The sequence below is a fragment of the Acetobacter sp. DmW_043 genome (assembly GCF_002153485.1).
GTDB lineage: Bacteria > Pseudomonadota > Alphaproteobacteria > Acetobacterales > Acetobacteraceae > Acetobacter > Acetobacter thailandicus.
This window is the reverse complement of the sequence record NZ_JOMN01000029.1, coordinates 1-13,695: the sequence shown is the minus strand read 5'-3', so window position 1 is coordinate 13,695 and position 13,695 is coordinate 1. Positions and strand designations below refer to the sequence as shown.

Here is a 13,695-nt window from a genome sequence, read left to right as displayed (position 1 = left end):
ATAAACGCAAACCTCACGTCTTTTGGCTCGCGAAGAACTGCGTGGCTTTTTTTAATATTTCCCTCTCCTCCCGCAGGACACGGTTTTCCAGGCGAAGACGCTCATTTTCCCGGACCGCCTGCCGTTTCGCGACAGGCGTCACCACTTTTTTCCAACGATTTCCTTTAGGGCCGCATTATCCAGCATAGCATCCACCAGAAGACGTTTCAGGCGGATGTTTTCATCTTCCAGCGCCTTCAGCCGTTTGGCCTCGGATACCTCAAGACCACCATAGCGGGTCTTCCATTTGTAAAACGTCGCATCACTGATCCCGTGTTTGCGGCAAAGATCAGAAACCTTCAGCCCACCCTCCTGTTCCTTCAGGATCCCTATGATCTGCTCTTCCGTAAAACGACTGCGCTTCATTCGTCCGTATCCTTCTCGATCGGACTCTACTTTTAAATGGTTACATTTTCGGGGGGCACGTCAGTGTTTTGTTCGCCAATAAAGGAGAAAAGCATCGGATAAATGCATACGCCCCCATTATTAAGGCAATCAATAAAAGTATAACATCCATAATTTCGATGTCGCATACAATTGAAGAATACCGATATATTTTTATAGCATGAATAATAACAGTGGAAAAAAGCGCACAAGAGCCCATAAACATAAGAAACGTCATTAATCGTTCTCTATTACGCATCATAATCGAAAGCGCACCTAATCCGATGCTCGTAATTAGCCAAGTCATCCCTGATGTTATCTTTATGTCCGGAAATAACGCGACAATAGCGACCATGCAGAGTGAGAAAGCCTGACCCCATAAGATCGAATCCCATAACCTTTCCAGCTTAGGTACCGCTACCCCTCGATTTGATCGGCGAGCAAACCATATTCGCATGCCAGAAGATGTCATGAAACATAGTCCCCATCCGAAAAGAGAATACACAGTTTTGATAATAAGACCTCCATAAGAACCATAGTGAATTGGTTGTAGAAACCACAAAAAACGCTGAGAAGCTCCACCATTGTTGATACGGGAGTCAAACAGTTTTCGACCACGTCCATCGAACACTATCTGCATGGGAGTTATACCGTCATTTTTCGATACCCCGGTGATACGAATAAGCTCAGTAATAGTCCCGAAATTAGTAATTGCCGCGCTTTTGAGTTCAGATTCCGGCTCATCTATAATGATACGATGAAGCAGCATTGAGAGCGGCTCCGGAGATGTGTGTAGTCCATGTCCTGATGTGGGACCAGCAAGCTCCGTAAAAGCCTGCATGATATTGCCTCTATAAGCGGTAGTCGCTGGAGCACTTAACAGCACAAAAAAAAGACCCAGAATGCTACCAGTAAGCGCCATAAGAAGAAAGAAAGGCGCACCCCATGTTCCAATACGATTATGAAAATCTATAGCTTGAAGCTGGATGTTTCCTCCGACACGGAGAGTAAACGCATTTTTAAATATTTGCGTCTGCGCCAAAATTCCGGACATGATGAGCGAAAGAAATGCGATCCCGATAATACCAACGAGCATCCTTCCTGCCCCATGCTCCATGATCAAACTAGTATGTAACGCCACAATGAACTCGGAAAACTCATGCTTGACCGGCGCAACTAAACGTCCATCCGCACTGATATACCAGCCTTTGCTGCCATCGGCATTATGCTCGCCAACCGCGATAGTCGTATAAGGCTCCCGCGATGTTGGGAGATGAATTAAGACTAATTTATGAGAAAGGTTAGGATATTGGTGCGAAAGATCAGCAACAGCGACATCGATCGATCCTGATTTGAGACTTGTCATGACCGGAAAAAACGGCTGCTCCCACCATCTGATCTCATCGGAGAACAATGCGACACTGCCACTGAGCGCGACAAGATACATAAAACTTCCGCAGAGTAAACCGAGCGCTGAATGTGCGGCAACTATCGCAGCAAGCCATCGTCTAAAAGGCCAAATTACCGCTAATACAGGTTTACGCAATTGCCGACTCATACAAAAGCCCTCAGAAAGATAATGAACCCTGCGAACATGCATAAGACGACCATAGAGAGAAGTGGTCGTCGGATATGTTGATCACCAATTACCCATAAACCCAGGGCGACCCAAACAAAGGGAGTAACTAAAACTCCATTTACAACCCGATCAAGTCGAGTTCCCAGCGGCAGGCTCGCATAAGCAGCGCTTAGTAATAATGCTGTTAGAGACGCGACAACAAGTGCTGATAATCCTCTTACCGAGCCTCTCCAGATGTGCGTTCTAGAAAAGAGACGGACGGACTTAGCTGCTGAACGACGTAGCAAAGGTTTCTTTGGTCGATAATCCACATTGACAATGACAAGACTGAACCCGCTCAGGCAAAATCCTATGACCCCAACTAGAACGCCGAGAACTGGGCCAAGAGCACCAATCATTAGATACAACGATAAAAATTCCAGAACAATAAAAGATATTATTCTGAAAACCACTTGTTGTGATATTATCCTATATTCGATATTTAGAAATGAGATCGCAACGAAGTTGGCCAGCAATCCTAATATTACACCAAAATCATCCTGTTCGAACATAATATCCGTCACCACTCATTGACATACTTCTTCAAGATTATCTGTATTATAAAGTCGATTACCTGAACTGCGGCACTAGCCAGACTCCTCTACGAAAACGAGTCAACCAAGACTATGCACTTAATATCTTTCTCAGCCGTAGCAGGTTCATAAAGATTGGGCGAACTCTAGGATGTATTTTGGCTATCATGCACAACAATTTGGCAAGATTAATACATTACGAAAACGTGTTTGCCACATCTCGAGTGTTACAAAACATTAGAGCCACCTCAGGCCCCTTGTTCAATGCCGGCGTCCGCTTAGCAGCACCCTGCGCGCTAATCGGTAATTTTTGCGCTGACGCTACCAGATTACCTGACAGCTAACGGTCTATCTTAGCTGAAGCGCGCCGGGAGCTCAGATACTGGCGCGGAGGTTGACCAAGAGCTTTCTTGAACATGGTAATGAATGCGCTGGAACTTTCGTAGCCGAGCTCATGCGCGATAACCTGAACAGGGCAGCCTTCGATCAATCGCTCGATTGCGAACATAATATGGAATTGCTGACGCCAACGACCAAAACTCATGCCTGTTTGGGCAACCACGAGCCGACACAAACCTCGCTCGCTCATTGCCAATGTGCGGGCCCATTGGCCAATCGTCCGACGATCGGCGCGGTTTTTCATGAGGCCTGCTGCAATCTGCTTAAGCCGCGGGTCGGACGGTGTGGGTAAATGAAGACACTCGACGGGTGCTTTTACAATTTGGTCAATCATGGTTTGAACAAGGCGGCCATCCGCTCCAGCCGTATCGTAGAGCGGCGGTAGACGGGACACCTCGGCAATCAATTCTTCTAGCAAAGGAGAAACCGAGAACGTGCAGCAGTTTTGTGGTAAATTTGTGATCACCTCTTCATCAACAAATAGAATGTAAAGTTCGATATTACCGCTGCAATGGACGCTATGGTGCATCTCACCAGGAATCCACAAAGCACAACTAGGAGGAACCATCCAGAAACCACTGTCTATGTGACAGGTTATCTGCCCCTTTATAGCGAGCATTATTTGACCTTTTCGATGTGCGTGCATCGGTTGTTCAAAACCTCGAGAGATAAGATCCACTCCAACCGCAGCGATCGCTCTCGGTATCTTATGAGGATCGTGATTTTCTAGATCGGCTTCTGGTATATTTACCACAGGTGGCCTCAGTTATTCGAACATATTTCGGAGTTGAATGAGCTATATTCTGTTTACATCACGCAGATGCAATCAAGCGAAGAAATTTGCACCACCTTACGTTTACCTTCATGTGCTTGCAATTTTTTCCCGCTGAGTGGGGCTTATGTATTAGTTTCTCAAAAAATCTTTACGATGCACTCGATTACTTGCCGGTTGCATCAGACAATCATCGTTATATGCCTCTCTCCTGTTTCGATACTGAACTCGACAGGGTCTGTTTAACTCTAAGCGTTCGAGAATGGTCAACGACTTCAACTCCCATGACTATCGGTTTTACACGACCGTGCTCATGAAACTACTCTGCGCCCAGAGTGGATTATAATTTACCAGCATGTTCAATAGACCTCCTCCAGCTCTTAGCTTTAAGTCGCCCTATATTGATGGCACAGCCCGATCTAACTTGGTTGCCATTGTCATCTGACTGAACAAGCCGCTTGCCAGACCATGGAGTTCATAATCGCCTGCGTCGTCTAATACGCCACATTCATAGTTATCAACCCCGAGAAAGTCGGATATATCGGCCCCAGAGCCCGAGTGTGAGTAATTGGCCGAGACGCTAAGAGAGATGGTCCATCCGCTGTGATGTCGAGAAGGGTGTGCGGGTGCGCATATGCAGCCGCCCCATGATTGAGTAGCAAGTGGCCGTAGCTTCGGACACGGGTCAAAAAAATTACAAGTCAAGCTCGCTCTTCGACGACACTGTGATCGCCGCATCCTGCACGGTCAGTCCGTGCTCAGCCGCTACCCGGCGCAGCAGAGTTGCGACTTCAGGTGCGTGACAGTCGATCTTCCGCCCCGTCCCGACTTCCACAAAGGTAATCGCGACCGCCGCCTTGCGTTCAGGGGTCACACTGTAGAGCCATTGCCGGTCAGGCGTGACATCGCGACGTAGGATACCCCGCTCCAAAAGCAGACTCAGATTGCGCTGGATCGAACCCTGTGAAGGGACGTGCCCACGCTCCATGATTTGCCCTAGTGTTTTCCAAATTTCTACCGCTGTTGCCCGTGGGCCAGCCTCCAAAATACCGTGAAACAGGATGCGTCTCAGATCGGTCATTTTGATGCCGACTTCTTCGCTACGTTCTTCCAGCCTGCGCACTGCGCTACGGCTAGCGCCCATGCCGGGGCGGAGTTCTTTCAGGGATGGCGAAGAGCGACGATGTTCGGAGAAAGCAAGCATGGTTTTGATCCTGTCACGACCAGAGATAAGGAAACGGCAGAAACCTCAGTTCCCACCGGAATGAATATAGAACTCGACAGGGACCGTCAGGGTAATGGGATCCCCCGCGACACTGTCCGGCGGGATGGGCAGCGGCTGGGCGCGTTTGGGGAGAGCGATAGCTTCCTGATCCAGCAGCGGATGGCCGGAAGAGCTGGAAAGTGTCACAGAAAGCACATGACCCTTGCGGTCCATGGAGAAGGTCACGATCGGCACACCTTCCTGATGATCGGCCATGGCGTCGGACGGGTAGCGCTTGAATTTCTCAAGCTGCGCCAGCAAAGCCTCCTGCCAGGTCACCGGGTCGTGCGAGTCTTTTGAAGACGACGCACCGGGAGCCGGAGCGGCCTGTGCGGGCGCTGGAGGCGCTTCTGAGGATGGCGGCGCGGTCGTGGCCTCGACTGGTGGCGTCTTGTCCGGGATCGGCTTCTTGAGTATCGGCACTGGCTTATGTTTCTTGACCAGTTTCTTTGGCTTTTCGGGCTTGGGAACTGGCACTGGCGGATTAGGCGCGGGTGACGGCGGAGCGGTGATCTTTGGCGGTTCGACCGGGGCCGGATACGGAATGGACTGGGTCTGCTGCGGTCCCGGTGGCAGATTGGTGGGTGGGGTTGGTGTGGAGACCGGTTCCGGGGCCATATCGATGGCAATCGCAGTCGGTGGCGGTTCAGGCACGGCCATGACCGGCGGGGGCAGCCGCATGATCCACCAGACCGCGCCGCCACTGACGGCGAACACGGCAAGGAAGGACAGGCCCCATCTTATCGTGTCCTCGCGCCTGGACTGCCGCAACTGCCCCCGTTGCCAGTCGGCAAAGGACATGGAGGAGCTTTCGACAGCCTCACCCTGCACCATGTCCGCGGTGCTGCTCACGGTGTTTTTCCGGATTCCAGCACAGCAGCGTTGCCGGACGGTACAGGCATGGAGCCAGCTTCACTGCCTTCTTCCTGTCCCTGCAGATTGACCAGGGCGACCTTGAGGTATCCAGCAGACCGCAGTCTATCCATCACGCCCATTAGCGTGCCGTAATCCACGGTTTTGTCGGCACGCAGGAAAATGCGTTCGTCCTTGTTGCCCTTGGTCGCACTTTCCAGCGCTCGGGGAAGTGCATCGGTGCTGATATCATCCTCACCCAGCGCCAGACCGTGATCGGCCTTGACGGTGAGAAACACCGGATCATCCGGGCGCGGGGTCGGTTTTTCGGTCGAGGACGGCAGGTCCACCGGCACGTTCACCGTGGTCAGCGGGGCGGTGACCATGAAAATCACCAGCAGGACCAGCATCACGTCGATGAACGGTGTGACGTTGATCTCGCTCGCCTCGTGCGGGTTCTCATCGGTGTGGCGGATGCGGATCATGCCGCTTACTCCCCGGCCACCGAACGGCTGTCGCGCGAGGCGCCAAGCCGCACCACCTGTCCGCTGGCCGTCAGCGCCTGCATGCGCCCCAGATCACGCGAGACAAGACGCATGACCAACGCGGTGAGGTCCGCCACCTGCGCCCGGCACGAAGCGGTCTGGCGGGCGAGATGGTTGTAGATCACCACGGCCGGGATGGCTGCCACCAGCCCCAGCGCAGTCGCCAGCAAGGCCTCGGCAATGCCGGGCGCGACTACGGCGAGACTGGTCGCCTTGCTGGCCGCGATACCGGTGAATGAGGTCATGATGCCCCACACCGTGCCGAACAGGCCGATGAAAGGAGACGTCGCGCCAATGGTGGCCAGCACGCCTGTGCCACGCATGAGCCTGCGGCCCTCAGTGGCTTCCAGCCGTTCAAGGTGCAGAACAATGCGCTCCTTCAGCCCCTCGCTGTCATCCGGGATGTCGGCTGAGCGCTTGCGTTCGGTTTCGGCCGCCATGACCAGTGTGTGGGCGATACCGTTCTGACGGGTGCCTTTCTCGCCGAGGTCCAGCGTATTGGCCTGCTCCAGCGTCTGTTCGGCTTTTGTCAGCTTCATCCGCACGCGCAGCAGTTCGACCGACTTGGCGATGAAGATTGTCCAGGTCAGCAAAGAGGCCACAGTCAGCAGGATCATCACGCAGCGGGCCACGGGACCGGCGTTGAGGAACATGTCCCACGGGGAAAAGGAAATAGGCGCAAGATCGGTCATGAGAGACCTCCTTTGGAAGACGGTCTGCGCCACGCACGGATCTGGCAGACGACAGTCACGATGAGAGGAATAAAAAGAATAACTTACAAAAAAATCAGGGTGATTTACTTCTACCCGACTAGCCAAACCCTGTCATGGTTAGCTGCATCAAAGCAGTCAGCCAACGTTGCCATATTGATATCAGACTCACGACAAACATGGAGCATCATTATTAATCATGTAAAAAAATAGCATATGCAATGATCGTTGGAATGTGTGGTCATAGTTCTGCAAATCTTCGAAGAAAGTTATGATATACATTTGTCAACTTAAGAACACCGTGTGTTTCTTTTTCCAAAGATTTACGTATTTCAATAATAGCACAGTCCAAATTGTAAAGAATATTTCGAAGTCCATCTTCCTTCACAAGTGACTGAGTCCAGAAAAAAGAACACCAACGTGAACCTCGGGTAATTTGACTAACACTATGTAGGCTTGTTGCCGGATAAATTACCATATCGCCAGCTGGAAGTTTAATTTCCTGAATTCCATAATCATCTTCTATTAGTAGTTCTCCTCCATCATAATCTTCTGGATCTGTCAAAAATAGCGTTGAGGAAAGATCAGCGCGCATTCTCATGTTTGCGCCTGGTACAGCGCGGATAGCACCGTCAACGTGAGCACTGAATCTCATCCCTACATCATAACGATTAAACATTGGAGGAAGCACTCGAAGCGGAACGGCTACACTGTTAAACAAAGCGTTTCTACCTAAAGCGCGCAAGATAACATCCCCAGCTTCCCGGGCAGCAGCAGATCCTTCTTCCAACTGCAAATTATATTTAGCTTTTGCTGCCAGTTCTCCAGCAGAAACGCGACCGTCTACCAGTTCTGCGTCAGACATAATCTTGCGCACGAAGGAAACTTCTTCAGTGGACAAAAGAGAAGGTATTTTGACCAGCATAGCTCTTCAAAACCTTATACCGAATGTGGCAATGACTGTACGTCCTGCGACGGGAGTTGCGTAACCGCTACTAAATGCTGATGAATATGCCAGAGCATTATTCAGATTCTGTACATTTACCGCAGCGTGATAATGGCTAAGATCATATGAAATCATCGCGTCCGCACTTACATAAGCGGGAATACGCATAAGCATGGCATCATCAACGTAATACGCAGACCTGTAATTGAAACCTCCTCCAACAACAAGAGAGCCTGGCATTTGAGAAAGCCCACGAACATGAGCAAACAATGATTTTATATCATAAGTTGTCCAGAGAGAGAGCGAGTGACGAGAAACATATGGTGCCCTATTGCCGACAGCACTTGCGGAATAATACCACCCGCCCCCAGATGAACTTGTGATTTTACTGTCCATGTAAGTATAAGAGGCTTGCATATCCCATGCTGGCGTAATTCTTCCAGTTAGACCGGCTTCAAATCCTTGTACGGTAACGCTCTCACCGGTTTTCGTCTGCATTCCTGTCGTAGGATCTGTATAACTAGCGTTATTCTTATCTACCCGAAACGCCGCAGCCGTCAGGCCCAAACGATCATGAAGGACATTAAATTTTGCACCAACTTCATAACTGTAGCTCGTTTCGGGTTTGAGCGATGGACTGGGACCTCCGGCCTGAATACCGTTGCTCGTACTGAATGAGGTAATATTGCTTCCAGCAGGCGTAAAACCGCGAGCGAAGTTAAAATAATAGCTCTGATGCTTATCTGGTTGCCAGATTACGGAGCCTCTGGGACTAGCAAGTTCCGATGAAGAGTGAATAGGTAACATCGGAACACCAGGATAACCATTATTTGTACGTCCTTTAACTTGATAATGATCCCATCGGACGCTTCCCAAGAACGAAAGTGTTTTGAGAACCCAGAACCGATCGCTTATAAACGGACCTACATCCCAACTGGTAGCATCAATTGCATGCAGCTTGGATACTGACGGCTTTTGAGACAGATGATAGATAGGGTTAATCAACGTTCCTGCTGGACCGGTAGTTTGATCAAAATTATAGAAATCAAAAGAGGTATGTTGAGAATAGACATCCACACCTGCAATAAGCTCGTGCCTTACACCAAATGTATTGAAATTTGCGCGTACGGTAGTAACGTTTTCACCTCCATAGCTTCTCTGAGCATTGCCAGGCATATACCAGATTGAATAAGGCGTGTTGAGATTTCCTTGTGCGACGTCCAACTGGCATGAATCATATTGATATGTCGGATAACTAAAGCCGCCCTGACATTTCGAAGGTGTAAATCGCATATCGTAAGAATATACACCAAAACGCGTGTCGTTATTGATGGTCAACCAATCAGATATTTTACCCCGGTAGTGCGCGCTAAGAACATCCGCGTTCTGTGTCTGACGATCAGTATCACGACCGAAATATGTGGAACGAGATACACCATCTTCTGTAACTGGTTCCATAGCACCGGAAACTAGATTACCCTGAGGAATGGGAACACCGAAATCAGGGCGTCGCTTACTATATTGATGAAAATAATCAAAAGTTATCTGATTATCCGTTCCTAGACCGAAACCAAGAGATGCAAGAATACCCCATCGATCAGAATAAACATGGTTACGATCGACGACATCTTGACCATGAAGCATGCCAACCAGACGAAATGCCGTGGTGTTATTGATCTGCTGATTGATATCAATTACGCCACGCCCATATGGTCCTGAACCTCCTGAAATATCTGCTTTATATTCTGTTCCCAAATGAGCTTTCTTGTTTTTTAGTTCAATGACGCCCCCAGACGACCCGTTTCCAAAGCTTGCGGAGGTTGGCCCTTTGATAACTTCCACATCTTCAACAGTAAAATCATCCCTGACGTATGATCCGAAATCACGCAACCCGTCGACATAAATGTCACCTGAGGCATCAAAACCCCTGATACGGAATTGATCTCCATTAATTCCACCGTTGCCTTCTCCGGTAGCTACCGTAATGCCTGGCACATAAGAAAGCACCTGGTTTACTGTCGTCGCCTGCTGTTGTTCTATCATGACATGGGGAATAACGACCACAGTCTGAGGTGTGTCGTGCAGGGAGTCTGGTAGCCGACTTAATCCAAGATCGCCGTTTAAAACATTTGTGTTAGAATGACTCTCTCCACCAACCTTAATACTTGGGAGCATTATTGGAGCTACATTAAGAGGCTGAGCTGTCTTTTTTTCGTCCGATTGATCTGGATGCCCAAAAGAAGGCGATGCTTTCTGCGCGTCAGCTTCGGACGTTGCAACAAAAAACAAACCACTTGCAAGACCAGCAGATGCTACGACTTTTGTAAGTGAAGTGCTTGAAAGATTAATACGTCTCATGTTCTTGTCCTTATGCAAAAAAGGGCAAACGATGTATGGCAGCGTTCATTACTCGCAAAAAACTGTAAGCATTTTGTGGTTTACTTGATTGCACCAGATGTAAGGTGGCTTTTGGATGGCCTGCAGAAGCTGCTTCCCGAAAAAATAACAGCGCTTTAAGTGGTTCAGGCGACCCCGCCACTCCGTCATTGAGCGCTACAGCATATGCATAGAGGTCTTCAGGCAACTTGCCTTCCGCACATAGCGCCAGTGCATCAAGTCCTTGCCGGCGCAAGTCTTCCTCAGGTCGAGCCAGCAGCAGAGCAGCAATACGACGTCGAAAACCATTGTCACTGATCGAAATCGCGTTTTTAAGCCACGAAATGGCTTCTTGTTTTTTATTTTTTTTGTAAAGAATTGTGAAAATATTATACTGAGCCCAATGATCCCCGCGGCGTGCAGCTTGAATGTACCAAAAGGCAGCACGCTCAGGATCCGCATTACATCCCCATCCTTCTTCCAACATTCGCGCCAAAGAGTTCATGGCTTTAAGTTGCGCCTTACCGGAGCCGACTACAGCTGCGTTGTGAAACATGCTTATACAACGAGAGAAGTTGTCTGGATCATTGCGCCGCATCAACATCTGAGCAAAATTAACCTGCCCCCAAAGATGTCCATATTTAGATGCTTTTTCAAAAAATTCTGTTGCCAATGTCATATTCTGTTCGACACCCCAGCCTTGTTCATAGCAACGCCCAATCATGTTCAACGCCTCAGGATCACCGCTTTTTGTGGCCTTCTCAAACCACATGAATGCGCCTACATGGTCTCTATCTACTCCCTGACCATCAAGAAGCATTTGCCCATACACAATTTGTGCTCCAGGCATCCCCGATTCAGCAGCTACCAACACGCAGCGCGCAGCATCACGTGGTGACGCTTTTAGAATATTACGCAACTCATCACTTGTTACTTGTCTTCGTTCGACTTTCACAAGAAATCGCGACTGATAGGTGTTTGTCTTGCAATTCATTTCGCAAAAAATCCTACCACTACCTCACACAAATTTCTCTGACATTGGAATTAGCTATGATTCCGATAATGCGAATCAGTCGCATATTTGCCTCTTCCGTAAAAAAATTCCAATCCCGCAATCTGGTCTTTTAGTTGCTCAATTCGGACATGAGTTTGTCAGGATAGCCGGCTTTGTTACGCAAATACGTGGAGTGTTGATTTTCACCGAGAACTGATACCAACGGTTGTTTGATCTGACTCGTGGGGTACCCATCGGTTTAAAAATGTGGAGGGATCGAAGAATCGTTGGTTGAGGCCATATTGGCTTTATCCAGCAGCCCCTCTCTCAATCGCGCGCCATCACTGGCGGCGGCATCCGTTGTCTTCCATTTCAGGATGAACCGAAACTTCCGGTCGATGGAGACGTGATCTTGTACCGAGAGCGCAAGCAATTTTTCCGGTTTCAAAGGGTCTTTTCGATCCGGTTGGAACGGCGTCCTGCTCTGATGTTTTCTCCAACAGTATAGCGCTCCAGAATGATGGCTTTTGCTTCACAGAGGGTGATACTGTTTCCCTCCCTGTCCCGCAGTTCGTAAAGCTTTCCTCGTTTGAGAACGCTGAAGATCCGGTTCACAATACGGTTGGCAACAGCACATAATACCAACGGTTATCATGTTTGACCTTTATGAGCCCATTTTCTTAGTCCGATGGAACGGATGGTGTCTGGGAGTGCGACGAGATTGTTCCACGCGTTACAAGCAGCATTGATGATGTGGTCCATGTCATGGAAGACGGTGTTTGCCAGCCAGTTGGCGCAGAGGAACTGCCAGACATTTTGACCGGGTTCAGTTCGGGAGCACGCGACGACAGGAAGATCAGACTGAGATTGCGCGGCAGCCTGAGTTTGGTGGTCGTATGCCATGGCGCCCGATCAAGGAGCAGGACGGCATGGGCTCCCCGGGCCACGGAGCGCGAAATCTCGTAGATGTGCAATTGCATACTGTCCGTGCCAATAAACGGGAGTGCGAGACCTGCGGCCTTGCCAAGTGCGGGACAGATTGCCCCGAACAGCCAGGCGTTGGCATAGCGCTGGTCGGCTGGCTGGCGTGGCCGGGATCCTCGTTTGGCCCATTGACGGACGACACCATTCTTTTGCCCGATCCGCGCTTCGTCCTGGAACCAAATTTCGATCCGTTTGTCGCGCGGCAGATGGCCGGTGTGGGAATTCAGGATTGTCGGGAAGTTTTTTTGAATGCGTCCATGATGGACGTATCCTGTCTCGGGTGGCGGGGGCGTGCGCTGACGTGACTGAAACCCAGTCGTTTCAGAAGAGTGGAAACGTGGCGTTCGTGATACGAGACGCCAAAGCGTTCCTCAATCACCCGCTTCAGATCAACGCAGCGCCAGCGGACAATGCCGAGAGTTCCGCCTGCTGGTCCATGCCACCAATCCGTGCCGCGTCCCCTCGGCTGACACCGTCGCGCACCGCAGCCAGTGACAAAAGGCGCCGTGCACGCGCCTCACTCAGGATTTAACTGACGACACGCTGTAGCCTGATTGAGTCCGGGCTATTGGCGGAAATGCAAAATTATTTGGCAATATTGAGGAATGTCGTCAGTGGTGTCCGTCGTTAAGATGCCAAGCATCATGATGTTGCAGAGCTGTGAGGCTGTGCGTTTTTTGGGGAGTTATACATGCAGGCCGATGTTTCACAATTTCCGATTGTATGGCTTTGGTTCAAGGTGCCAGCTCTTGATCCCGATGTGCCGCCTTTTGCCGGATTTGAGAAATTGCTTTCTCGCAAGCAACCTTTCGTTCTCATCAATGATGAAGGACTCGACATGGCCAGTCCACATGAGCATTCGCATGAGGAACGAAAACAGACAACGCTTTGGATGAAGAGACATAAGGAAGCGCTCCGGACTTACGTCAAGGGGGCGATCCATATCGAGTCCGATGCGGCGAAGCGATTGGCTGCCGAGCCCTTTGCCACAGAGTCTATTAAGTTCTGGGGCTATCCAATGCATCTTGTCGGAAGTCAGGATGAAGCGATGAATCTTGCCCGGACCCTATTGGACTTGTGACGGTTTTGTGCCGGTTGACTGAGCGTTTAAAGCTTTCAACAGGAAAGGCATGAGACCATGGCATTGAAACAGACAGAAGAGTTTCGCCACGAAGCGTGTCAGAATTGCGCTGGCAGCGGTTTGTCAAGGACACGGGTTGCGGCGGATCTGGGGATTGGCAAATCAACGCTGAGCCACTGGATTTCGCAGTATCGGTCG

Annotated in this window: 12 protein-coding genes and 3 pseudogenes; 2 read left to right on the top strand and 13 right to left on the bottom strand. The window is 49.9% G+C overall.

The annotated features are described in order from the left end of the window. The 13 genes and pseudogenes from HK11_RS09265 to HK11_RS09200 form a co-directional block, all read right to left on the bottom strand. Positions 1–405: pseudogene (locus HK11_RS09265) on the bottom strand (hypothetical protein); the annotation flags it as partial. 40 nt (positions 406–445) lie between these two features. Further along, complete coding sequence (locus tag HK11_RS09260; RefSeq protein WP_158092809.1) at positions 446–1,969, bottom strand: PepSY domain-containing protein; 1,524 nt, start codon at positions 1,967–1,969, stop codon at positions 446–448. A gap of 8 nt (positions 1,970–1,977) precedes the next feature. Next, a complete protein-coding gene (locus tag HK11_RS09255) occupies positions 1,978–2,553 on the bottom strand; it encodes a hypothetical protein (protein WP_143216377.1) in 576 nt (191 codons plus the stop codon). A gap of 361 nt (positions 2,554–2,914) precedes the next feature. After that, positions 2,915–3,727, bottom strand: a complete 813-nt coding sequence (locus HK11_RS09250; protein WP_233133410.1) for a helix-turn-helix domain-containing protein — start codon at positions 3,725–3,727, stop codon at positions 2,915–2,917. 712 nt (positions 3,728–4,439) lie between these two features. Continuing rightward, complete coding sequence (locus tag HK11_RS09245; RefSeq protein WP_086555069.1) at positions 4,440–4,949, bottom strand: Fur family transcriptional regulator; 510 nt, start codon at positions 4,947–4,949, stop codon at positions 4,440–4,442. A 45-nt stretch (positions 4,950–4,994) separates the two neighbouring features. Next, on the bottom strand, positions 4,995–5,861 hold the full coding sequence (locus HK11_RS09240; protein ID WP_369822945.1) for a TonB family protein: 867 nt from the start codon (positions 5,859–5,861) through the stop codon (positions 4,995–4,997). Then, the gene (gene exbD, locus HK11_RS09235; protein ID WP_086555068.1) at positions 5,858–6,346 is read right to left on the bottom strand and encodes a TonB system transport protein ExbD; all 489 of its coding nucleotides are present in this window, start codon (positions 6,344–6,346) and stop codon (positions 5,858–5,860) included. Before exbD ends, HK11_RS09240 begins: the two co-directional genes overlap by 4 nt. 5 nt (positions 6,347–6,351) lie before the next feature. Then, positions 6,352–7,098, bottom strand: a complete 747-nt coding sequence (exbB, locus tag HK11_RS09230; protein ID WP_086555067.1) for a tonB-system energizer ExbB — start codon at positions 7,096–7,098, stop codon at positions 6,352–6,354. Between the two features lie 259 nt (positions 7,099–7,357). Beyond that, entirely contained in the window at positions 7,358–8,041 is a 684-nt protein-coding gene (locus HK11_RS09225) for a Fe2+-dependent dioxygenase (protein WP_086555066.1), read from the bottom strand. Positions 8,042–8,047: 6 nt separating this feature from the next. Continuing rightward, entirely contained in the window at positions 8,048–10,420 is a 2,373-nt protein-coding gene (locus HK11_RS09220) for a TonB-dependent siderophore receptor (RefSeq protein WP_086555065.1), read from the bottom strand. Between the two features lie 10 nt (positions 10,421–10,430). Then, positions 10,431–11,432, bottom strand: coding sequence for a tetratricopeptide repeat protein (locus tag HK11_RS09215; protein WP_086555064.1), 1,002 nt, complete (start codon positions 11,430–11,432; stop codon positions 10,431–10,433). A 289-nt stretch (positions 11,433–11,721) separates the two neighbouring features. Then, a pseudogene (locus HK11_RS09210) lies at positions 11,722–11,844 on the bottom strand (IS5/IS1182 family transposase); the annotation flags it as partial. Positions 11,845–12,083: 239 nt separating this feature from the next. After that, positions 12,084–12,926 (bottom strand): annotated as a pseudogene (locus tag HK11_RS09200) (IS630 family transposase); the annotation flags it as partial. 181 nt (positions 12,927–13,107) lie between these two features. Between HK11_RS09200 and HK11_RS09195 the strand changes: the two are divergent. Then, positions 13,108–13,497 carry a hypothetical protein gene (locus HK11_RS09195; RefSeq protein ID WP_086555062.1) on the top strand — a complete coding sequence of 130 codons (390 nt, stop codon included), beginning with the start codon at positions 13,108–13,110 and terminating at the stop codon, positions 13,495–13,497. 57 nt (positions 13,498–13,554) lie between these two features. Continuing rightward, positions 13,555–13,695: helix-turn-helix domain-containing protein (locus HK11_RS12725; RefSeq protein WP_143216376.1), on the top strand; the 141-nt coding region annotated here is incomplete at its 3' end.